Origin of the sequence: Kordiimonas aestuarii (assembly GCF_025574465.1) — a bacterium.
Classification (GTDB): Bacteria; Pseudomonadota; Alphaproteobacteria; order Sphingomonadales; family Kordiimonadaceae; genus Kordiimonas; species Kordiimonas aestuarii.
Map to the genome: position 1 here is coordinate 526,327 of NZ_JAOBPP010000021.1, position 21,594 is coordinate 547,920.

General features: G+C 59.1%; 19 protein-coding genes and 1 pseudogene. 13 read left to right on the forward strand and 7 right to left on the reverse strand.

What is annotated here, in order from left to right:
* Positions 1-41: 41 nt before the first annotated feature.
* Both OEU85_RS18640 and OEU85_RS15025 read left to right on the forward strand, forming a co-directional pair.
* A pseudogene (locus OEU85_RS18640) lies at positions 42-185 on the forward strand (winged helix-turn-helix transcriptional regulator); the annotation flags it as partial.
* Positions 158-304 carry a hypothetical protein gene (locus tag OEU85_RS15025; protein WP_262692328.1) on the forward strand — a complete coding sequence of 49 codons (147 nt, stop codon included), beginning with the start codon at positions 158-160 and terminating at the stop codon, positions 302-304. The pseudogene OEU85_RS18640 and the gene OEU85_RS15025, both read left to right, overlap by 28 nt.
* Here OEU85_RS15025 and OEU85_RS15030 read toward each other — a convergent pair whose 3' ends face one another.
* Positions 305-1,096, reverse strand: a complete 792-nt coding sequence (locus OEU85_RS15030; protein WP_262692329.1) for a thioesterase family protein — start codon at positions 1,094-1,096, stop codon at positions 305-307.
* 222 nt (positions 1,097-1,318) lie between these two features.
* On the opposite strand from OEU85_RS15030, the gene OEU85_RS15035 reads away from it, so the two are divergent.
* The 7 genes from OEU85_RS15035 (at position 1,319) to ptsN (ending at position 7,243) form a co-directional block, all read left to right on the forward strand.
* Positions 1,319-1,930 (forward strand): ribonuclease D, encoded by a 612-nt coding sequence (locus OEU85_RS15035; RefSeq protein ID WP_262692330.1) that lies wholly within the window; start codon positions 1,319-1,321, stop codon positions 1,928-1,930.
* A 16-nt stretch (positions 1,931-1,946) separates the two neighbouring features.
* Positions 1,947-2,696 (forward strand): hypothetical protein, encoded by a 750-nt coding sequence (locus OEU85_RS15040; protein ID WP_262692331.1) that lies wholly within the window; start codon positions 1,947-1,949, stop codon positions 2,694-2,696.
* A gap of 8 nt (positions 2,697-2,704) precedes the next feature.
* On the forward strand, positions 2,705-3,241 hold the full coding sequence (gene lptA, locus OEU85_RS15045; RefSeq protein ID WP_262692332.1) for a lipopolysaccharide transport periplasmic protein LptA: 537 nt from the start codon (positions 2,705-2,707) through the stop codon (positions 3,239-3,241).
* Between the two features lie 227 nt (positions 3,242-3,468).
* Positions 3,469-4,248 (forward strand): LPS export ABC transporter ATP-binding protein, encoded by a 780-nt coding sequence (gene lptB / locus OEU85_RS15050; protein WP_394805433.1) that lies wholly within the window; start codon positions 3,469-3,471, stop codon positions 4,246-4,248.
* Between the two features lie 11 nt (positions 4,249-4,259).
* Positions 4,260-5,852 (forward strand): RNA polymerase factor sigma-54, encoded by a 1,593-nt coding sequence (rpoN, locus tag OEU85_RS15055; protein WP_262692334.1) that lies wholly within the window; start codon positions 4,260-4,262, stop codon positions 5,850-5,852.
* A 268-nt stretch (positions 5,853-6,120) separates the two neighbouring features.
* Complete coding sequence (gene hpf, locus OEU85_RS15060) at positions 6,121-6,702, forward strand: ribosome hibernation-promoting factor, HPF/YfiA family (protein ID WP_262692335.1); 582 nt, start codon at positions 6,121-6,123, stop codon at positions 6,700-6,702.
* Positions 6,703-6,781: 79 nt separating this feature from the next.
* On the forward strand, positions 6,782-7,243 hold the full coding sequence (gene ptsN / locus OEU85_RS15065; protein WP_262692336.1) for a PTS IIA-like nitrogen regulatory protein PtsN: 462 nt from the start codon (positions 6,782-6,784) through the stop codon (positions 7,241-7,243).
* Between the two features lie 10 nt (positions 7,244-7,253).
* Here the strand turns inward: ptsN and truA are convergent, their stop codons facing one another.
* The 5 genes from truA to OEU85_RS15090 form a co-directional block, all read right to left on the reverse strand.
* Positions 7,254-7,994, reverse strand: a complete 741-nt coding sequence (gene truA / locus OEU85_RS15070) for a tRNA pseudouridine(38-40) synthase TruA (protein ID WP_262692337.1) — start codon at positions 7,992-7,994, stop codon at positions 7,254-7,256.
* The gene (gene fmt / locus OEU85_RS15075) at positions 7,994-8,920 is read right to left on the reverse strand and encodes a methionyl-tRNA formyltransferase (protein ID WP_262692338.1); all 927 of its coding nucleotides are present in this window, start codon (positions 8,918-8,920) and stop codon (positions 7,994-7,996) included. The genes truA and fmt overlap by 1 nt, the downstream gene beginning before the upstream one ends.
* A gap of 24 nt (positions 8,921-8,944) precedes the next feature.
* Positions 8,945-9,466, reverse strand: a complete 522-nt coding sequence (def, locus tag OEU85_RS15080; RefSeq protein ID WP_262692339.1) for a peptide deformylase — start codon at positions 9,464-9,466, stop codon at positions 8,945-8,947.
* A 78-nt stretch (positions 9,467-9,544) separates the two neighbouring features.
* Positions 9,545-9,889: a DUF1491 family protein gene (locus OEU85_RS15085; protein ID WP_262692340.1), complete on the reverse strand. Its 345-nt coding sequence runs from the start codon at positions 9,887-9,889 to the stop codon at positions 9,545-9,547.
* Between the two features lie 48 nt (positions 9,890-9,937).
* The gene (locus OEU85_RS15090; protein WP_262692341.1) at positions 9,938-10,273 is read right to left on the reverse strand and encodes a PilZ domain-containing protein; all 336 of its coding nucleotides are present in this window, start codon (positions 10,271-10,273) and stop codon (positions 9,938-9,940) included.
* A gap of 240 nt (positions 10,274-10,513) precedes the next feature.
* Here OEU85_RS15090 and OEU85_RS15095 point away from each other — a divergent pair, with 240 nt between their 5' ends.
* On the forward strand, positions 10,514-11,944 hold the full coding sequence (locus OEU85_RS15095; RefSeq protein WP_262692342.1) for a sigma-54-dependent transcriptional regulator: 1,431 nt from the start codon (positions 10,514-10,516) through the stop codon (positions 11,942-11,944).
* A gap of 40 nt (positions 11,945-11,984) precedes the next feature.
* On the opposite strand, the gene OEU85_RS18585 is transcribed toward OEU85_RS15095, so the two are convergent.
* A complete protein-coding gene (locus OEU85_RS18585) occupies positions 11,985-14,294 on the reverse strand; it encodes an NADP-dependent malic enzyme (RefSeq protein ID WP_317277432.1) in 2,310 nt (769 codons plus the stop codon).
* 288 nt (positions 14,295-14,582) lie between these two features.
* Here OEU85_RS18585 and mutS point away from each other — a divergent pair, with 288 nt between their 5' ends.
* Genes mutS through murJ form a run of 3 tightly spaced genes read left to right on the forward strand, consistent with a single transcriptional unit; the run spans position 14,583 to position 21,565 of the window.
* Positions 14,583-17,213, forward strand: a complete 2,631-nt coding sequence (mutS, locus tag OEU85_RS15110) for a DNA mismatch repair protein MutS (protein WP_394805434.1) — start codon at positions 14,583-14,585, stop codon at positions 17,211-17,213.
* Between the two features lie 36 nt (positions 17,214-17,249).
* On the forward strand, positions 17,250-20,012 hold the full coding sequence (locus tag OEU85_RS15115; protein WP_262692344.1) for a [protein-PII] uridylyltransferase: 2,763 nt from the start codon (positions 17,250-17,252) through the stop codon (positions 20,010-20,012).
* Positions 20,009-21,565, forward strand: coding sequence for a murein biosynthesis integral membrane protein MurJ (murJ, locus tag OEU85_RS15120; RefSeq protein ID WP_262692345.1), 1,557 nt, complete (start codon positions 20,009-20,011; stop codon positions 21,563-21,565). Before OEU85_RS15115 ends, murJ begins: the two co-directional genes overlap by 4 nt.
* Positions 21,566-21,594: the final 29 nt, after the last annotated feature.

Sequence of the window (21,594 nt, forward strand, 5' to 3'; positions counted from 1 at the left end):
CATGGCACACAAATTCCACCAGCCAGCAGGCAGGCGAGCGCGGGCTCTCGGTTGCGTCGGTACACCATCGGCTGAAACGACTTAAGCGGGAGGGCATCATCGAACGCGAGGTGGCGGTCCTCAACCCGGTCGTATTGAGGCAGGAGAGGCGGATTATGTGCTTATCTGCCCAGCCCCCGACATGAAGGTATTCGAGCTTTTGACCCAGCGGCTGTTCCTCGAAGACGACAATGTCAGGCGCTTCCGGACGCCCCTCACCATGAACCGCACTAAGGTCAGCCTGACTGTTCCGGTGTTCGACTAGTTATTCGAAATAAACCATGCACTGGCGCGAGAGTGTGAGCAGTTCACCGTCTTCCGAAAAGACCCGGCCTGACTGCTGGCTATAGCCGTTTGCCGCAGCTTCCAGCGTGTAATCGAGATAAAACCAGCCGGGTTTCACTGTCTCGGGCGCCACCAGAAACTCCAGCGACCAGCTGAGGGAGCTTGCCATCACCGGCCGGTTATAATGTGACATCATCACGGGTGGCGGGATATCGGCGATCGCGATCAACGCTTCGGTGGGGAAGGCCGACACATCCGAATTGTGACGCACCCATTTGCCAAGCCTGCGCGACTGCTGATTCGAGGCCGGGATGCCGCCGCCGGTCCAGTGAACATCAAAATGCTTCAGGAACGCAGGAAGCAGCCGCACCGAACTGTCCATCGGCGGCACGCTGTCGCGCGGTTCGGGCTTAAATTCTGGGTTCACCCTCACAGCCTTGGTATCCCGGTCCGAGCCAAAAGCCGCCATGGCCTGTGCACAGACCTTGTCGCCATCCAGAAGCCTCGCTGTCGCCTGGGTAACGTTGCGCCCTTCCCGCAAAACCTCAGACCGCACACCGACCGCACCGACGGGTGCCGGCCCGACGAATGAGACCATGAGCGAACGCAGGGTTTTAACCTCGTCAAGGCTCGTCATCATCCCGCGCGCCAAAAGCGCGGCGACGAGCCCACCAAAAGTGGCGCGGCCCTGTGTCCAGCCCTGCGTAAGGGTTGCCGTGGCGTCGGGGCCAGTGACATCGCCCAAAATTTCAGCTAACAAACGTTCCTGCATCACTAATCCTTAACTCCTGGTCTCAGGCGGGGTTCGGTGTCCTGTAGAGATAGCCCTATCGCGAACAGAGACAAGACATCATCTCTGCATGCCCCCTGTAACAGCGACAAATAGCGCCGCATGGGTATATAGTTCTTTTTTCTGCCACAAGGGGCTTTATAATGGCCGCTCCGCCTGACAAAATCCGGCAGCATGATCAATAAACAGGTATCAGGAGAGACTATGGCCATTCATCTCTATGAAGGCGACCTGCCGAACGGGCTGAATCTCGGCGCCGTTGTGGCAATCGACAGCGAGACGATGGGCCTGAACCCGCACCGGGACCGGCTGTGTGTTGTGCAGCTCTCCAGCGGCGACGGCAATGCGCATCTGGTGCGCTTCAAGAAGGGCATCTATGACGCACCGAACCTGTGCAAACTGTTGACAGACGAAAACGTGCTGAAGCTGTTTCACTTCGCGCGCTTTGACGTGGCGGTGATGAAAAAATACCTGGGGGTCGATACAGCGCCGATCTACTGCACCAAGATCGCGTCGAAGCTTGTACGCACCTACACCGACCGCCACGGCCTCAAGGACCTTGTGCGTGAGCTGGCGGGCGTTGAGCTGGACAAGCAGCAGCAGTCAAGCGACTGGGGCGCGGACGCGATCACCGAGGCTCAGCAAACCTATGCCGCATCGGACGTGCTTTACCTCCACGCCTGCAAGGACAAGCTGGATATGATGCTCGCGCGAGAGGGGCGCACGGAGCTTGCCAACGCGGCATTCGCCTTCCTGCCGACCCGCGCCGAGATGGATTTGAACGGCTTTGAGCCAATGGACATTTTCTCGCACTAGGACCAGTTATCCCTATATGTCACACGCCACCGAAGAGCATTTGAAAAGCAACAGCGCCCCCCGCGAGCGGGACCGCACGGCTTTGGGCCCGATGGTGATCAAAAAAACCGACGATAGCTGGGACCGTTTTATCCTGTTCATGCGGGCCCTGCTGCCGGTTCTCGCCGTTATCGTGGGCGGAACCACTATCCTGTGGCCGTTCCTCAATGAAAAAGAAGTCAGCTTCACCTTGTCACAAGACGACGTTGCCAAAAGCGACGGCATCATCCACATGACCAACCCGCGTTATGTCGGCACGGATTCGGGCAACCGGCTGTTCAGTGTGGAGGCTGGCTCCGGCCAGCAGGAAGATGTCAAGTCGCCCCGTATCCGGCTCAGTGACATCCGCGCGCAGATGGAACTGCAGCCCGGCAACCCGGCGTATGTGCACGCGCGCACCGGAATTTACCGGATGAAAGAAAGTACGCTTTCGCTTGTCGGCGGTGTATCCGTGCGCTCTGCCGCGGGCTATGAGCTTGAGATGGATGGTGCCGAAATTGATCTCAAGGCCCACAGGGCAGAGGGCCAGGGCAACGTACGCGGCGCGTCCGAACTGGGCCGTCTCGAAGCGGGTAAAATGGAAATTCTTGTGGATACACAGGAAGGTATTTTCGAAGGTGGCGTAAAGCTTTATCTTATTCCCCGGCGGCCCAAGACGGACGGACCAAAACCACCGCACCTGACGAGCCAGCCAAACCGTAACCAGACAGAGTTCGCCGGCACATGAGGCAGATGATGACAATTCGTACTTTGGTAATTTCAGGCCTTCTGGCAACAACACTGTGGGGGATAAGCGGCGTCTCCGCTCAGTCTGTTCTCAAGAACCACGACACCTATCAGCCCATCGACATTTCAGCTGAACGGCTTGAGATGAAGCAGAAAGAAGGGCGCGCCATCTTCAAGGGTGCCGTTGTGGTCAAGCAGGGTGACATGACCCTGAACGCCAATACGCTGACCGTTTTCTACCAGGCGGAAAATGGCGTCGAAAACCCGTCGATCTCGCGCCTCGATGCCGAAGGCAACGTGAAACTGTCGTCCGCGAGTGAAACGCTGACCGGTGAATGGGGTGTATATGATGTGGACCGCCGCCTGATCACCCTCGGCGGAGACGTCACATTCCAGCAGGGCGACAGCATGCTCAAGGGCGACAGGCTTGAGTTTGACCTTGTTTCGGGCCTCGCCAAGCTTGACGGTAAAGCCAGCGAAGACGGCCGGGTTCGCGGCCAGTTCAGCGTGCCACCGAAAAAAGATGACAAGGACGGCAACAAATAAGCGCCTTTATGGCTGAAAGGCGCTTTGGCACGACCTTTTAGCCCCTCGCACACGATGGGAACAGCCCGAGAAATTGAGCGCACCCCATTGCTTTTCTCTAGCGTCGCGCCCATCTTCATGATTTATTGATAAAGCTCATGCATAAAATGAGCCAAACAGCGTCACGGGTTGTCAGGCCGGGGAAAAACCTGACACGGAAGGCCCGCACCAAGGGATGGTCTATGAGTATGAAGGACAGCGCAAGCGGTCAAACTTCAGGCGATGACAAGAAGGTCGGCGACAGCCGCGAGGGCCTTCACGTTTGTGGTATCGGCAAGGCCTATAGCGGGCGCCCTGTCCTAAGAGACGTATCGCTTTCGGTGCACCGGGGCGAGGTCGTCGGCCTTTTGGGACCCAACGGTGCTGGCAAGACCACTTGCTTTTATTCCATCACCGGGCTGATCGCGCCTGACCATGGCCGGGTAGAGCTGGACGGCAATGATGTGACACATTTGCCCATGTATCGCCGCGCCCGGCTGGGCATCGGTTATCTGCCACAGGAGACGTCGATTTTCCGCGGCATGACGGTCGAGGAGAACATCCGCGCGGTCCTTGAGGTGGTGGAAAAAGACCGCGACGCCAGGGATGCGATCATCACCGAGCTGCTGGACGAGTTTTCGATCACACACTTGCGCAATACGCCGGCGCTTGCGTTATCGGGGGGCGAACGGCGGCGCTGCGAAATCGCACGCGCCTTGGCGGCACAGCCCAGCTTTGTACTGCTGGATGAGCCATTTGCTGGCATTGATCCCATCGCCATCGCCGACATTCGGGACCTGACGGCGCACCTGAAGGATCGCGGCATCGGCGTGTTGATCACCGACCATAATGTGCGCGAAACGCTCGATATCATCGACCGCGCTTATATCATCTATGACGGCCATGTGTTGTTTGAGGGTAACGCCGAGGCCGTGCTCAAGGACCCGGACGTGCGCCGGGTGTACCTGGGTGAAAGTTTCAGCCTTTAGGAGGGGTATCCGTGGCCTTAACGCCAAGGCTTGATCTAAGACAAAGCCAACAGCTGGTGATGACACCCCAGTTGCAGCAGGCGATCAAGCTTTTGCAACTGTCAAACCTTGAACTTGCAGACTATGTCTCGCAAGAGGTGGAGCGCAACCCGCTTCTGGACGTGGGTGAACCCGGTGACGGGCCCATCACCCAGGAAGGCGGCGAGCAGGGCGGCTCGGCCTCTGATGATTATCTGCGCGAAGGTGGCGAACAGGGCGGCGATGGCTCGGACGGTATTGTCGCGGCAGATCGCGGGCTTGAAAGCGCCATGGATACGTCATCCGGGAATGACGGGGCACTCGACACCGACTTTGAAACCAACATCTACAACAGCGATGCTGCATCGGACCGCGTCAGCACGGAAAGCGCGCCTGAGGGCATGTCATCCGGCAGCTTGTCGTATGACGGCGGCGGCAGCGTCAAGAGCAGCGGCGGCGGTTTCGACGAACGTGGTCTCGACCAGACGCTGGAGGGCGAAGAGAGCCTGCAGGACTATCTTATGCGGCAGATGGCCGTCGCGCTGCACGGCCCGGCTGAGCGGCTGATCGCCACCCATTTGATCGACCTTGTGGACGATGCCGGATATCTGCGCACCGAAAGCCTTGACGAAGTGGCCGAACAGCTCGGCACTGACGAGATGGAGATCGGGCGCATTTTATCAGTGCTGCAGACACTGGAGCCCTCCGGTGTCTTTGCCCGCAGCCTGGGTGAATGCCTGTCCCTGCAGCTCAAGGAACTGGACCGCTTTGACCCCGCAATGGAAGCGCTGATCAACAATCTCGACCTGCTCGCCAAGCGGGACATGGCTGCCCTCAAGCGTGTCTGCGGGGTGGATCAGGACGATATTACCGACATGGTCAAGGAAATCCGCGCACTGAACCCGAAACCCGGCCTGATGTTCGGCGGTGCTTCGGTGCAGCCTGTCGTGCCTGATATTTTTGTCCATAAAAGCCGCGTGGGCACCTGGGTTGTTGAGCTCAACACCGATACATTGCCGAAAGTATTGGTCAACCAGCAATATTTATCCGAACTATCCGAAGCTGCCTCTGGCAAGGAAGCCAGGACATTTGTGTCCGACTGCGTTTCAAGCGCCAATTGGCTGGTGAAGGCCCTTGACCAGCGGGCACGCACTATTTTGAAGGTCTCGACCGCGCTGGTCAAAACCCAGAGCCATTTTTTCGAGCATGGCGTGCGTTTCCTCAAGCCGCTTACGCTCAAGGACATCGCGGACGAAATCAGCATGCATGAAAGCACCGTCTCCCGCGTGACCAACAACAAGTTCATGTCGTGCCCGCGCGGCATGTTTGAGCTGAAGTATTTTTTCACCTCGTCCATCTCCTCCGGGGACGGCGGTGATGCGCATTCCTCCGAGTCGGTCAAATTCCGCCTGAAGGAGCTGATCGATGGCGAGGAGCCGAAAAAAATCCTCTCCGACGACAAGCTTGTCGCCATTATGCAGGGCGAAGGCATAGACATCGCGCGGCGCACGGTTGCCAAATACCGGGAGGCTATGCGCATCCCGTCATCGGTGCAACGCAGGCGCCTCAAGAATATGGGTTCGTGAGTCGCGCGCGCGCCCGTGTGGGACGGCCTCTGAACGGCCTCTCAAATTCTCTTTAGTTTCAAAAATTTGACATAAATCATTCCCCATTAACCACACTTAAACCATCTTTTGTGGTAGGCTAAATATGTTAGCCGCAATGGTTAGCAGCGGCCCCGATGTCGGACGGGGAAAGGCATCGGAAAGTGAGTGCCGCACGGCGGGTTGCAATGGCCCGCATTACCGTGAAAGGCTGCCTCCCCGGCAGCCAGAGAAAGGATGATTGGCACCTATGGATATCAATGTTACCGGACGGAAAATGAATGTAGGCGAAGCCCTCACCAGCCATATTGAAGAGCGCCTCGAAGCAGTCGCAGAAAAATATTTCAGCCGCACCATTGATGCTACAACCACTTTTGTCAAAGAGGGTCATACCTACCGAGCAGATATTTCACTTCACGCCAATCAAGGCATCAGCCTGCAAGCCAGGGGCGAAGCCGATGAACCCTATGCCGCATTTGAGACTGCAGCAGAGAAAATAGAAAAACAGTTGCGTCGATACAAACGACGCCTTAAGAACCACCACCACGCCCCGCAGCGCGACGTCGCCATGGAATTGGCACGCGATACAGTTATCGCGCCGGAGCAGGAAGACGACGAACCAGCCCCGAACGGGCACGATGATCAGCCGATCATCATCGCAGAAAGCAAAAAGGCTATCCCACTCGTATCTGTGGGGGATGCTGTGATGTTGATGGATTTGGCTGACGCTAATGCATTTGTCTTCCGAAACCGAAAGAGTGAGGCACTGGAGGTGGTTTACCGCCGACAGGATGGCAATATCGGGTGGATAAGCCCGGGGGCCGACGCCTGACGCCTTTTGGTACAGGTAGGATTTAAAGCCAGAGAGGTACCGGGCCCACATGTTGATGGGCCCGGGTAAGAGAGAGATCATGGAGATCGAAGATTTGTTGGCGGCCGAGCATGTTCTCGCCGACTTTAGAGCATCGAGTAAAAAACAGACGATTCAGGCACTGTCGCGCAAGCTGGCAGACACCACCGGCCTCGACCCTCGCACTGTTTTTGACAAGCTTCTGGAACGGGAACGCCTTGGCAGCACTGGTGTTGGCAAGGGTGTTGCCATACCGCACGCGCGTGTTGAAGGGGTTGACCGCATCGTCGGCCTGTTCGCGCGGCTGGCAAACCCCATTGACTTTGACAGCGTAGACGACCAGCCGGTGGACATTGTGTTCATGCTGCTGGCGCCAGTGGACGCAGGCGCGGACCACCTGAAGGCGCTCGCGCGTATTTCAAGGCTGCTCCGGGACGAAAACATGCTGGCCAAGCTGCGCGCAACCGGTGATTCCGGCGCTCTTTACGCGATGCTGGCACAGCCTGCGAGCAATGCAGCCTAGCTACCGCAGCTTAAAATTCGACTTTACGAAAATATAATCCATCTGGCGGGGCGTTGAGCCCCAACCGGCTGCGGTCCTGCGCGTCCAGCGCAGCTTTCACATCCTCTGGCGACCAGTTGCCCTCCCCCACCAGCTTGAGAGTGCCGGTGATCGAACGGATCTGATGATGCAGGAAAGACCGCGCGCCTGCATGGATATGCACTTCCTCGCCCACCCGCTCCACGGTCAGGTAGTCCATGGTCTTAACCGGGCTTTTGGCCTGGCAGCGCGCATGTCGAAATGTGGTAAAGTCGTGCTGACCAACTAAATACTGCGCCGCCTCATGCATCGCTGCATGGTCAAGCGGTGCCTTCACATGCCATATCAGCCCTTTTCCAAAGGATGGTGGCGCGCGCCGGTTCAGTATTTTATAAATATAGTGCCGCTTAAGCGCTGAGAAACGCGCGCTGAATTCAGCGTCCACCGCTTCGGCAGCCAGGATCGATATCGGCTCAGGCTTGAGGTGATAGTTCAGCGCGCCCTGCAGCGCATCAGGTGTCATGGGGCGGTCAAGGTCGAGGTGAGCAACCTGCCCCAGGGCATGCACGCCGGCATCCGTACGGCCGGACCCGATAACGCGAATATCCTCATTGGGCGCAAAGGCCGCGCAGGCATCCTCGATCGCGGCCTGAACGGATGGACCATTGTCCTGCCGCTGCCAGCCGACATAGGGCCTGCCGTCATATTCGATGGTGAGTTTAAAGCGCTGCATTAATCGTCCAAGCCAACTTTTGTTCCTTTTGGCAAGGTGAAGCCACGCAACAGGTCAGCGCGGTCCATCGGGGCCTTGCCTGCGCGTTGCGCCCGCTCAACCCGGTAAGCGCCACGCCCGCAAGCGATCAGCATCTCGTCATCAAGAGCCTGCCCGGCGGCGGCGCCCCCTGCTTCTTCCATGATACCGGCAAGAACCTTGATGCGCTCCCCCGCCATCTCGGACCAGGCGCCGGGAAACGGGAACAGTCCGCGCACGTGCTGGTCCACCTCCACGGCGGAACGGCTCCAGTCTATGCGAGCCTCTGCCTTCTCGATCTTCTTGGCGTAGGTCACGCCCTCTTCCCCTTGACGTTCCGCCACCAGTGTCCCGGACACAAGCCCTTCCACGGCCTCATTGATCAGGCTGGCTCCCATGTCAGACAGCCGGTCATGCAGGCTGAGCGTGGTGTCATCAGGCGCTATGTCGGTTTCCGCCCGAATAAGCACCGGCCCGGTATCAAGGCCCGCTTCCATTTGCATGATGCACACACCGGTCTTTGTGTCGCCCGCCATCACCGCACGGTGGATCGGCGCAGCCCCGCGCCAGCGCGGCAGCAGGCTTGCGTGCACATTCACACAGCCATGTTTTGGTGTATCCAGCACAGCCTGCGGCAGGATCTGGCCATAGGCCACCACCACAGCAATATCCGGCTGCAGGACGCTAAACTCCGCCTGCGCGACTTCATTACGCATGGACTTTGGGGTAAATACCGGCAGGCTGGCGCTTTCGGCAAAAGCCTGCACAGGAGACGGCCTCAGCTTCTTGCCGCGGCCCGCAGGTGCGGGCGGCTGGCTATAGACGCCCACGATCTCGTGACCGCCCGCCAGCAGTGCCTTCAAGGTTGGCACGGCAAAATCAGGTGTGCCCATAAAAGCGACCCGCATGGTGCCTTCTCCCGACATGAAAGGTTAGAGGATCATGGCGTCTTTGGTCGCCTTGCGAACCTTCTTGATGATCATATTGCGCTTGAGCTTGGAGAGATAGTCGATAAAAACCACGCCGTTCAGGTGGTCGATCTCATGCTGCACGCACGTCGCCTGAAGGCCCTCCATCAGCTCTTCGTGCTGCTGGCCGTGATAGTCAAAATATTTGACCTTTACGGTCGCCGGGCGCTCGACCTCGGCATAATGCTCCGGCACCGACAGACAGCCTTCATTATAGACGCTGAATTCCTCTGATTCCCAGGTGATCTCAGGGTTTACGAGGAACACAGGCTTGCGGCCGGTCTCTTCATCCCCTTCGGTATCAAGCACAATCACCCGCTTTGGCACGGCAACCTGGATGGCGGCGAGACCAATACCCGGCGCGTCATACATGGTCTCCAGCATGTTATCCATCAACCGGCGCAGGTCATCGTCCACCTGACCCACAGGGTCAGAGAGGGTTTTGAGCATCGGATCTGGGACATTGATAATCGGGAGCTTGGCCATAATAACTTTCCAACGGCGTTGTCGTTCTTTCCGCTTTACCTATGGACGGCGCTGCCCGACGTCAAGCTGAAAGCGCCATTAAAGCTCGGAAACCGGCGCATCACAAACATAGTTACCGGCCATGTCCTCAATCTCGAGGACCCAGAGATCGCTGTCAAATTGTCGTTTTTTCCGCACTCGGCTATCGGCGTCGGCCTCGTCCTCTCCCGTCTCGGGGCCCAGGCGTCGCCACAGGCGGTTGCCATCAAAATCGCGGGAGAGTTCATAAAGATGCACACCGTCCTTGAAGCGGTTCACCTTCAGCAGAATACCGCCCCGTTCCGCGTCGCCCTTGGCGACAATGAACGCCGGGCAGCCCTCGATATGGCAGGTCCGCACATGGGCATCGACCCAAAGTTTGCTGGTCAGTCTGTGATGTTGCATGCGCTGATATGGCGTGAAGACGGCATATTCGTCAAGTATTACCGCGGGTTAGTCATCGTCATCAAGACCCAGGATGTGCAGGCGGTCGGCAAACATCTTGCGGATCACTTCCTCCGCCACGCTAAAGCGGATACCAAGCGACTCGCCTTGCGCCCAGGCGACAAGCGCCGGAATATCACCGCGGTCGGCAACGGTCAGTATAATCTCGCTGCCTTCCTTGAGCGGCAGGTCAACGCGCACGCGCGCGCCCCCCAGCGACAGGTTCCATATCTGGCAGGAAACCGTGTGTTTACCGACAGTTAGCTTGGCAGGCCACAAAACGGAACGCCTGCGGTGCCTGCGGTTATCACTGCCCTGCAGTGGTTCAAGTTTTTCCTGCGCCATGGTCGGCCCTCTCAAGGTTGAGCTGGCAGTTTGCCTGAGATCTGTGGCCCAGTCTAGCGCAAGGGCGTAAAGCAATCGTCACCAAATACGGTCAATTTTCATTAAACTGAAGCCATGACCGGGGCAAATCTGTGTCGCAAAATGCGGCAATCTGTGCGAAAACTGTACGGGATGTGTGTGGGGTTTGTGCGAGATGTGTGCCGCACACAGCGACATATTTCGCTATCCGAAGGGGGTCAGATGGCAAACAGAGCAAGCATCCTGATTGTGGAAGACAGCCCGACACTCGCGCTGACCTACCGGGAATATCTGCGTCCGCTCGGGCTACCGGTGGAGATTGCCGAGACAGGCACCGACGCCCTGCGTCATATCGAGGCGGAGCTGCCCACCGTTATCCTGCTGGACCTGATGCTGCCCGATATGGACGGGCTTGATATCCTGAAAGGCCTGCATGCGGAGAAAAAAGACGTCCGGGTGATTGTGATCACCGCGCACGGCTCGGTGAAAACGGCCGTTGAAGCCATGCGCGTCGGCGCAACCGACTTCCTTCTCAAGCCCTTTGCCGCCGAACGGCTGGTAACCACGGTTAAAAACGCACTGGAGATCCACCGACTGTCAGGCCTTGTGGAACGGTTCGCGGGCGGACGGGCGAAGAAGTTTGATCGTTTCATCGGCTCAAGCCCCGCCATGCAGGCGGTTTACCGTATGATCGAGGATTGCGCCGCGTCAAAAGCCTCCGTTTTCATTATGGGGCCGTCGGGTACCGGCAAGGAACTGTGCGCAGAATCCGTCCACAACCAGAGCCCGCGCAAGGAAAAGCGCTTTGTGGCGCTGAACTGCGCGGCCATCCCGGCAAACCTGATCGAGAGCGAGGTTTTCGGCCACAAGAAAGGCGCCTTCACCGGCGCCGCCGCCGACCGTGACGGCGCAGCGGTAACAGCGGACGGCGGCACGCTGTTCCTTGACGAAATTTGCGAAATGCCGCTTGACCTGCAGGCCAAGCTATTGCGCTTTATCCAGACCGGGCAGGTGGTGCCGGTTGGCAGCAATACACCGCGCAATGTGAATGTACGCTTTGTCTGCGCCACCAACAGGAATCCGTGGGAAGAGGTGGAGGCCGGACGTTTCCGCGAGGATCTTTATTACCGGCTGCATGTGGTGCCCATCCACCTGCCCCCGCTGGCGGAACGCGGTGACGACATGCTGCTGATCGCCCACCACCTGCTGGCGCAATATGCGGCGGAAGAAAGCAAAACTTTTGACCGGATCGAGCAGGCCGCGGAACAACGCCTGAAGGCGCATAGCTGGCCCGGTAACGTGCGCGAACTGGGCAATGTCATCCATTCCGCCGTTGTACTGAACGAAGGGCCCGTGCTGACCGCCCCGATGCTGGAACGTCTGATGGGCCCGGCCCGCCGCCTGCGGGAGCAGGCCGGCGCAAACGGCATTCCGGCGGCTCAGACGGTTGCTGCCACCACAGATGGCACCATCAGCACTGACACGCCGCACCTGCCGACCAGCGCGGAAGAGATCGAGCCACTGGCAACCACCGAACGGCGAATTATCGAACACGCCATCAGCCTGATGGGCGGCAAGGTCAGGAAAGCAGCCAAAAAGCTGGAGGTGAACCCCTCCACACTCTACCGCAAACTAAAAGAATGGGAGGCCTGAGCCTCCCGATCCGGTAATTCAGTAGTTAGGCAGGCGCAGACTAGTCTTTGTCCTCGTCATGCGCCAGTTCCTTGCGGGCGGTCTCCAGCGCGTGCGCGGTCGAAGCCGCAAGGCCTGCCATGTTCACAAGGTCAGACGCCGACGCGGTCATGCGCGCCACCTGGATCGAATGGCTCATGCCCAGAAGCATCGGCCCGATTACCCGGCCACCGCCCAGCTCCGCCAGCAGCTTGTAGCCGATATTGGCGCTATGGAGCGCAGGCATCACCAGCACGTTGGCAGGCCCAGACAGGTTCATGAACGGATACTGTTCCATCAGATCCCTGTTCAGGGCGACGTCAGCCTGCATTTCACCGTCAAATTCGAAATCAACATCGCGTTCGTTGAGGATATTGACCGCCTGCTGGATGTGTTTGGTTTTGTCCGACGGCGGGTTACCGAAGTTGGAGAATGACAGGAATGCGACGCGCGGATCGTGACCCAGGCGTTTGACAAAATAGGCCGCGCTTTGTGCGATATCGGCCAGATCTTCTGCGCCCGGGCGTTCGTTCACCGTTGTGTCGGCCATAAACACCGTGCGCGACTTTGTCACCACGATCGACATGCCAAAGGGGCGCATGCCCGGCAGCGGGTCGATCACGCGGCGGATGTTCTTGAGCGCGCGCCAGTAGTGGCGGGTCACACCGGTGACAACCGCATCGGCGTCGCCTGTTGCCACCATGCAGGCCGAAAAGACGTTCCGGTCCCGTTTGACAAGGCGCTGCACGTCGCGCAGCAGGAAGCCCCGGCGGTTCAGGCGCTCGTAGATATAATCCACATAGTCGTTGGTGCGCGGGGTGTTGGCCGCGTTCCAGATCTCAAATGCCTGGTCATCGACGCCCATTTCCCGAAGCTTCTCGCGGATCGGTGCTTCATAACCCACAAGGATCGGCATACCATAGCCAGCGTTCTTGAAGCCAATGGCCGCGCGCAGGACTTTTTCTTCCTCCGCTTCGGCAAACACGACGCGCTTGGGTGTACGCCGCTTGAGGTCTTCGAACATGGTCGAAAGCGTGTCTGCCGTCGGGTCAAGCCGCGCGGACAACTCTTTTTCATAGCCTTCCATATCGGCGATCGGTTTGCGCGCCACCCCGGTGTCCATCGCGGCCTGCGCCACCTTCACCGGAATGCGGCGGATCAGACGCGGGTCAAACGGTGCCGGGATGATATATTCCGGGCCATAGTGCGGTTGCTGGCCCCCATAGGCCGCAGCCACCTCGTCCGGCACGTCTTCGCGGGCCAGCTCGGCAATGGCTTGTGCCGCCGCGATTTTCATCTCTTCGTTGATGGTGCGGGCCCGCACATCAAGCGCGCCACGGAAAATGTAAGGGAAACCCAGCACATTATTGACCTGGTTCGGATAATCCGACCGGCCGGTGGCGATAATCGCGTCCGGGCGGGCTTCGCGTGCATCCTCGGGCGTGATCTCGGGGTCTGGGTTGGCCATGGCGAAAATGATCGGCTTTTCGCCCATGGACTTGACCATATCCTGCGTAATGGCACCCGCCGCCGCAAGGCCGATAACCACATCCGCCCCCACCATGGCTTCCTCAAGCGTGCGCGCATCGGTCTTGATCGCATGCGCGGATTTCCACTGGTTCATGCCCTCGGTGCGGCCCGCATAAATAACACCGGTGCGGTCGACCATGGTGACATTTTCATGCGGCAGGCCCATGGCCTTGATCAGTTCGATACAGGCGATACATGCTGCGCCGGCACCGATGGCGACAACCTTGGTGTCCTTCAGCTCACGGCCCGTCAGGTCGAGCGCGTTGATAAAACCGGCGGCGGTGATAATGGCCGTGCCGTGCTGGTCATCATGGAAAACCGGGATATCCATGGCCTCGCGCAGGCGCTGTTCGATGATGAAGCATTCAGGGGCTGCGATGTCCTCAAGGTTGATACCACCAAACGAGGGGCCCAGAAGGCGTACACAGTTGACAAATTCGTCAATGTCTTCGCTGTCGACCTCAAGGTCGATGGAATCAACATCTGCGAAACGCTTGAAAAGAACAGCCTTGCCTTCCATCACCGGCTTGGACGCCTGCGCCCCCAGGTTACCGAGCCCAAGGATTGCGGTCCCGTTCGAGATAACAGCCACAAGGTTGCCCTTGGCGGTATAATCGTAAGCCGTATCCGGGTCCTTGGCGATTTCCTTCACCGGCACAGCAACACCCGGGCTGTAGGCCAGCGACAAATCACGCTGGGTTGCCATGGGTTTGGTGGGTGTGATCTCGATCTTTCCGGGGCGGCCGGAAGAATGGAACCTGAGGGCTTCCGCATCCGTAAATTTGGAAGATTTGCTAGCCATGGGGATTCCTCTGTTCTTTAGGTGGCGACAGATAAAAGAATGCTCTAAAAGCGGGGTATGTTATGCGGCATACTATGGCATAAAGCGGCTGACAATTGAAATCGGGCAGTAAACCGGGAGTTCTTAAAAAAAATGGAAGGTAGCGCGCATTTGGGGGCAAACGCGAACAATCAGGCTGACGGTGGCACTGACAGTGTGTCGGGCAGTGTGTCGGGCAGTGTGTCAGGCAGTGTGTCGGGAGCGGACAACAAATGGGCCCGCGCCGCGCAGGAGCCCGGCATTACCCCCATGATGCAGCAATTCCTTGAGATCAAGGCCACCTATCCGGATTGCATGCTGTTCTACCGCATGGGCGACTTCTATGAGCTGTTTTTCGAGGATGCGGAGCGCGCCGCTGAAGCGCTTGATATCACACTGACAAAACGCGGCAAACACCAGGGCGAAGACATCCCCATGGCCGGTGTGCCGGTACACGCAAGCGAGATGTATCTCTCGCGCCTGATCCGCAAGGGCTTCAAGGTCGCCGTGTGCGAACAGACCGAAGACCCGGCAGAAGCCAAAAAACGCGGCTCGAAATCCGTTGTGCGCCGGGAGGTCATCCGCCTTGTCACCCCCGGCACCATCACGGAAGAAAACCTGCTGGATGCCCGCGCCGCCAACTATCTGGTGGCGCTTGGCCGCGCGCAGGCCGACCTGTCACTCGCGGTTGTTGAAATCTCGACCGGTGAGTTTTTCATTCTCCCCACCAAACCCGGACGGCTGGACGCAGACCTGGCGCGACTGAACCCCGGTGAGTTGCTGATCGCCGAAGACATGCAGCGTGACGAAAAGCTGACGAGTGCGCTTTTTGACTGGCGCGGCGTGATGAGCCTTGTGGAAGCCCACCGGTTTGACAGCACCTTTGGCGCCAGACGGCTTAAGGAGCTTTTCGATGTCGCCACCCTTGACGGCTTCGCGAACCTGAGCCGCGCCGACCTGGCCGCCGCTGGCGCGCTGGTGGATTACCTTGAGGACACGCAAAAAGGCAAGATGCCCCGGCTTTACCCGCCCCGGCGACTGGCGGCCGACGGCACCATGATGATCGACGCCGCCACACGCCGCAGCCTGGAGCTGACACGCACGCAAAACGGCGAAACCTCCGGCAGCCTCCTGAGCGTGATTGACTGCACCGTCACGGGGGCTGGCGCGCGGCTGCTGGCAAAACGCCTTGCCGCGCCGCTCACGGACCCCATCCGCATCAACGAACGCCTGGACGCCGTGGGTTATATGCTTGATCGCCCCCACCTGCGCGGCGACCTGCGCGCAGCCTTCAAATCCGCCCCCGACATGGAACGCGCGCTGGCCCGCCTGTCGCTTGGGCGGGGTGGCCCGCGTGACCTGCATGCCATGCGGCTTGGGCTTGAAGCGGCGCGCGCGGTGAAAAGTTATCTGCTGGCCCCCAAGGACGCGTTTGAAGATATGCCGGATCTTGTGGCCGACGCCGCCACTGACCTTGGCGAACACGGCGGCCTGATTGATGAGCTTGGCCGCGCGCTGGTGGACGAACCACCGCTTCTGACCCGCGACGGCGGTTTTATTCAGAAGGGCTACCATGACGCGCTGGATGAGTTCCGTGTGCTCAAGGATGAAAGCCGCCGCCTGATCGCCGGGCTTGAGGCCGACTATCAGAAGCTGACCGGCATCAATTCCTTGAAGGTCAAACATAATAACGTCATCGGCTATCATGTGGATGTGACCGCTAAACATGCGGACAAGATGCACGCCGCACCTCTCAATGAAACCTTCATCCACCGTCAGACGCTTGCCAACTCGGTCCGGTTTTCAACCGCCGAGCTGTCGAAGCTGGCGGGGAAAATTTCGGAAGCCGGTGACCGCGCGCTGTCGCTTGAACAGGAGCTGTTCGCGGCACTGGTGGCAAGGGTCATGGAAGCGGCAGAGCCTATCTCCACCGCCGCTGAAGCGCTGGCGGACCTCGATGTGGCCACCAGCCTTGCAACCCTCGCCGAAAACGAACGCCATACCCGGCCAGAAGTTGACGACAGCCTTGCCTTCACCGTTCAGGGCGGCCGCCACCCGGTGGTGGAAAAGGCGCTGAAAGCCACATCAGACAAATCCTTCGTCGCCAATGACTGCGACCTTGGTCCCGATGACAGGCTGTGGCTGATCACCGGCCCCAATATGGCGGGCAAAAGTACCTTCCTGCGCCAGAATGCGCTGATTGCCGTGATGGCGCAAATCGGCGCTTATGTGCCCGCCGACCATGCCCAGATCGGTGTGGTTGACCGGCTCTTTAGCCGTGTGGGCGCGTCGGATGACCTCGCGCACGGCCGCTCCACCTTCATGGTGGAAATGGTGGAAACCGCGGCCATCCTCAACCAGGCCGGACCGCGCTCGCTGGTGATCCTCGACGAGATCGGCCGTGGTACGGCCACTTATGACGGGCTGTCGATCGCATGGGCGGCGGTGGAGAACCTGCATAACATCAACCAGTCCCGCGCGCTTTTTGCCACGCACTATCATGAACTGACCGCGCTGAAGGAAACCCTGGATGCCGTCAGCCTGCGCTCGATGAAGGTGCGCGAATGGAAGGGCGAGGTGGTTTTCCTGCATGAAGTGGCGCAAGGCGCGGCGGACCGGTCCTACGGCATTCAGGTTGCCAAGCTCGCCGGGTTGCCGACGCGGGTGGTGGAACGCGCGCGTCAAGTGCTTGACCATCTGGAGAACAGCGACAAGGGCGACAAGGTCACCGGTCTTATTAACGACTTGCCGCTCTTTCAAAGCACCCCAGTTTCACGTGAAGCAGCACCCAGGGGCCCCAGCGCCGTGGAAGAAAAACTGGCTGATATCAACCCCGACCAGTTGACGCCCCGCGAAGCGCTTGAGATGCTTTATGCTCTCAAGGATGAACTCGAGGGCTAGCCGCCAAGGCGCGCTGGCCCCACTGGAAACCAATTTATGAGCCAGATCAAAAATCGCCGCGCCCTCATTAACCGCAAGGAACTTGTGATCGCGCTCGACCAGATGGTCGCGGAAAAAAGCGCGAGCGACTGGCAGCTTGGCTTGACCACTATTCTCAAGGACGCGCATCAGGCAGGCTGGGCCGAAGTCAAACGGCGGTTTCTGGACGAGGCCGAGAACGGCCGCATGGCAGCAACGTCGCTGTGTTATGTGATGGATCAGGTGCTGCGCACGCTCTATGACTTTGCCACCACCCATGTCTATCCGCTCTCCAATCCCACCGCGTCCGAGCAGCTTTGCCTTGTTGCCACCGGCGGCTATGGCCGTGGTGAACTGGCGCCTTTTTCCGATATCGACCTTTTGTTCCTTATTCCCTACAAATCCACGCCGTGGGCCGAAAATGTCGTGGAATATATGCTCTATGTGCTGTGGGACCTGGGGCTGAAGGTCGGCCACGCCACCCGCACGCCCGAGGAATGCAGCCGTCTCGCCAAGGATGACCTCACGATCCGCACCTCGCTTCTGGAAGCGCGCTACCTGTGGGGTGAAGAAGAGCTGTTCCACGCCGCCGCCAAACGCTTCATTCGCCGCGTGGTCGCGCCAAGTGGCACCGAATTTGTCGAACTGAAACTTGAGGAGCGCGACAACCGCCACAAGAAGATGGGCGACAGCCGCTATGTGGTGGAACCCAACATCAAGGACGGCAAGGGCGGGCTTCGCGACCTGCAGACCATGTGGTGGATCGCGCATTATCTTTATGGCGGCCTCACCCGCGACACCATGGTGGCGGAGGATATGCTGACCGCCTCGGAAAACCGCCAGTTCAAGAAAGCGGAATCCTTCCTGTGGACGGTGCGCGTGGCTCTGCATTTCATGGCGGGCCGCGCCGAAGAACGCCTGACCTTTGATTACCAGCGCATGCTGGCAGAACAGTTGCGCTACAAGGACCACCCGGGCGCAAGCGGCGTTGAGCGCTTCATGAAGCACTATTTCCTTGTTGCCAAACAGGTGGGCGACCTGACGCGTATCTTCTGTGCGGTGCTTGAAGCCCGGCAGCAGAAAAGCACGTTCCTCGCGCGCTTCCGCCGCACCAAAAAGCTGCAGGATTTTGTCATTGAGGCCGGGCGGTTGTCGTTCGGGTCTCCCGAGGACGTCAAGGAAGACCCGGCCCTGATGATCCGCATCTTTGCGGTGGCCGACGACAAGGGTTTTGACATTCATCCGGATGCCCTCAGGCTTATCAAGCTGAACCTGCACCGTATTACGGACAAGGTACGCGCGGACGAACGCGCCAATGAGGACTTTCTCAAAGTCCTGACAAGCAAAAAAGAAGGTGAAATCAACCTGCGCCGCATGAATGAAGCGGGCGTGTTTGGCCGCTTCGTTCCTGACTTTGGTCGCGTGGTGGCGCAGATGCAGTATGATATGTACCACCACTATACGGTGGATGAGCATACGATCCGCGCCATCGGGCTGCTGCCACGCATCGAAAGCGGGGAACTGAAGGCCGACCATCCGCTTTCCTCCGACGTGATCCAGAAAGTGATCTCGCGCCGCGTGCTGTATGTCGCCGTGCTTCTGCACGACATCGCCAAGGGGCGGGGCGGGGACCATTCTGTCATCGGCGCGGAAGTGTGCGCATACCTGTGCCCGCGCTTTGGTCTCAAGCCCGCCGAAACCGAAACGGTCGCCTGGCTGGTGCGCTGGCATTTGCTCATGAGCAACACCGCCTTCAAACGTGACCTCAGCGACCATAAAACCATCCACGACTTCTGCGAGCTGGTCAAAAGCCCTGAGCGGCTGAGGCTCTTGCTTGTGCTTACCGTTGTGGACATCCGCGCCGTTGGGCCGGGCATATGGAACGGCTGGAAAGGCCAGCTCTTGCGTGAGCTTTACTACGCAGCGGAAGAAGTGCTGGTGGCCGGCCATGTCAATGTAGGCCGTGGTGAGCGGGTGCGCGCAAAACAGGAAGCGCTGCGCGAAGCGCTGTCGGATTGGGATGACAAGACCTTTGGCAAACACGCCGACCGCCTGCCGGACGCCTACTGGATCGCCGAGGGCCCCAACACGCTTGAGCAGAACGCACTGCTGATCCGCGAAACGGATGACCGGGGTGGCGCCTTTGGTGTCACCGCGCGGGTTGAAGCCTTTCAGGACATGACCAAAGTATCGGTCTACACCGCCGACCACCCTGGTCTTTTCGCCCGCATCGTTGGCGCGCTGGGGGTGGCGGGTGCCACCATTATGGACGCCAAGATCCACACCTCCAAGGACGGCATGGCAATGGATAACTTCGCCGTGCAAGACATGGACGGCAAGGCATTTGACAGCAAACCGGCGCTTGCGAAACTGGAAGGCACCATCCTTGAGACCCTGCGCGGCAACGTGCGGCCCAAGGAGCAGCTCAAGGACCGGCGCATCTTCGGCAAGAAAGACGCCGCCTTTGAGGTTGAGCCTGTGGTGCTGATCGATAACAAAGCGTCCAACTGGTCCACGGTGATTGAGGTGAACGCCAAGGACAGACCCGGCCTTCTTTATGACCTTGCCTATGCGCTGTACCGACTGAAGTTGTCGCTGTATTCCGCGCATGTGGCCACCTATGGCGAACGCGCGATTGACGTCTTTTACGTGCGCGACCTCGTGGGCCAGAAAATCTCCAACAAGATCCGCCTGCGCAACATAGAGGAAAAACTGCTGAAGGCCGCGCGCGGCGAGCCCATCTTCACCCAGAAGAACAAACATACGGAGACGGTGGTGTGAGCCTCGCCAGACGTATCTCCACCGTCGGTGGTTTCACGCTGCTGAGCCGCGTTTTCGGCTTTGTGCGCGATATGCTGATTGCGCGCTACCTGGGCGCAGGCATGGCGTCCGATGCTTTTTTTATCGCCTTCAAGCTGCCCAACTTTTTCAGACGACTTTTTGGCGAAGGTGCCTTCACGGTCGGTTTTGTGCCGCTTTATGCCCGCTTTCTCGGCAAGGATGTCACGCCGGAAAGCAAACGTGCGGCGGACGCGTTTGCAAGCCAGGTGTTGTCATGGCTGACGCCGATCCTCATTCTCTTCCTGATCATCATGGAAGTGGCGATGGTACCGGTAATGTTTGGCCTCTCCGGCGGGTTCGAAGGCGATACCGGGAAGTTCAATTTCGCGGTCGAGCTGGGACGCTACACCTTCCCCTACCTCGTACTCATTTCGTTGATGACCTTTTTCGCCGGTATGCTGAACGCCGTGGACCGTTTCTCCGCCGCCGCTTTCGCGCCGGTTATCCTCAATATTTTCATGATCAGCGCCTTGCTTTTCCTTGGCGAGACGACAGTTGAAAAAGCCCGCTGGCTGGCGATCGCAGTCTCGGCCTCGGGCGGCGGGCAGCTTTTATGGGTGTTTGTCGCCGCCCGGCGCGCCGGGCTGAAAGTGCGCCTGCCGATGCCAAAACTGAGCCCGGAGATCAGGGAGCTGTTCCGGGTGATCGGCCCTGCTGCCCTTGGCGCCGGTATCATGCAGATCAACCTGCTGATCGACACCCTGCTGGCCGCGCGCTTTTTGCCCGAGGGCTCTGTATCCTGGCTTTTTTATGCTGACCGGCTGAACCAATTGCCCCTGGGGGTGATCGGTATTGCGGTGGGCACCGTTCTGCTGCCCGGCATCTCCCGCCTGTTGGCAGGCGGGGACGACGCCGGTGCCGCGCGACAGCAAAACCGCGCGATTGAGCTGACCCTCTTGATCACCCTGCCAGCCGCCACCGCGCTGGCCCTGATTGCCTCGCCCATCATCGCAACCCTGTTTGAGCGCGAAGCCTTCACCAGCGCAGACACCGCAGCTACCGCAGGCGCGCTTGCGGTTTATGCCCTGGGGCTGCCAGCCTATGTGATTGCCAAGGCGCTGACACCGGGCTATTTCGCGCGGCAGGACACCAAAACCCCGGTGCGATTTGCCACCGTATCGCTGGTGATCAACACAGGGCTCAACTTTGCACTGATATGGGACTTCGCCCATGTCGGCCTTGCCGCCGCCACCGCCATCGCGGCATGGGCAAATGTGGCGATGCTGTATTATGGCCTTAAGAGACGGGATGCCTTCTCCCTCACCCGGCGGACATGGCTTGCCATCGGCAAATCCGCGGTGGCCTGTGGGGTCATGGCCGCGGTGTTGATGGCTTACCTTGGATATTTCGGCAGCATGTTCGAAGCAGACGGCAACCTGCGTATCGTACATCTGGTGCTTCTGATCATAGCGGGTGGTGTCAGCTACCTTGTGTTTGCCTTTGCGCTGGGCGCGGTGCGACTTGGTGAAATCCGCCAAATTATGCGGCGCTGAGGGCTTTGCCCGCTTGACCGGCTCCGCGC

Excerpts from the sequence above, each read along its gene's own strand:
- OEU85_RS15030 (WP_262692329.1), bottom strand. The coding sequence starts at position 1,096 with ATGCAGGAACGTTTGTTAGCTGAAATTTTGGGCGATGTCACTGGCCCC.
- OEU85_RS15035 (WP_262692330.1), top strand. The coding sequence starts at position 1,319 with ATGGCCATTCATCTCTATGAAGGCGACCTGCCGAACGGGCTGAATCTC.
- OEU85_RS15040 (WP_262692331.1), top strand. The coding sequence starts at position 1,947 with ATGTCACACGCCACCGAAGAGCATTTGAAAAGCAACAGCGCCCCCCGC.
- lptA (WP_262692332.1), top strand. The coding sequence starts at position 2,705 with ATGACAATTCGTACTTTGGTAATTTCAGGCCTTCTGGCAACAACACTG.
- lptB (WP_394805433.1), top strand. The coding sequence starts at position 3,469 with ATGAAGGACAGCGCAAGCGGTCAAACTTCAGGCGATGACAAGAAGGTC.
- hpf (WP_262692335.1), top strand. The coding sequence starts at position 6,121 with ATGGATATCAATGTTACCGGACGGAAAATGAATGTAGGCGAAGCCCTC.
- ptsN (WP_262692336.1), top strand. The coding sequence starts at position 6,782 with ATGGAGATCGAAGATTTGTTGGCGGCCGAGCATGTTCTCGCCGACTTT.
- truA (WP_262692337.1), bottom strand. The coding sequence starts at position 7,994 with ATGCAGCGCTTTAAACTCACCATCGAATATGACGGCAGGCCCTATGTC.
- fmt (WP_262692338.1), bottom strand. The coding sequence starts at position 8,920 with ATGCGGGTCGCTTTTATGGGCACACCTGATTTTGCCGTGCCAACCTTG.
- def (WP_262692339.1), bottom strand. The coding sequence starts at position 9,466 with ATGGCCAAGCTCCCGATTATCAATGTCCCAGATCCGATGCTCAAAACC.
- OEU85_RS15085 (WP_262692340.1), bottom strand. The coding sequence starts at position 9,889 with ATGCAACATCACAGACTGACCAGCAAACTTTGGGTCGATGCCCATGTG.
- OEU85_RS15090 (WP_262692341.1), bottom strand. The coding sequence starts at position 10,273 with ATGGCGCAGGAAAAACTTGAACCACTGCAGGGCAGTGATAACCGCAGG.
- OEU85_RS15095 (WP_262692342.1), top strand. The coding sequence starts at position 10,514 with ATGGCAAACAGAGCAAGCATCCTGATTGTGGAAGACAGCCCGACACTC.
- OEU85_RS18585 (WP_317277432.1), bottom strand. The coding sequence starts at position 14,294 with ATGGCTAGCAAATCTTCCAAATTTACGGATGCGGAAGCCCTCAGGTTC.
- mutS (WP_394805434.1), top strand. The coding sequence starts at position 14,583 with ATGATGCAGCAATTCCTTGAGATCAAGGCCACCTATCCGGATTGCATG.
- OEU85_RS15115 (WP_262692344.1), top strand. The coding sequence starts at position 17,250 with ATGAGCCAGATCAAAAATCGCCGCGCCCTCATTAACCGCAAGGAACTT.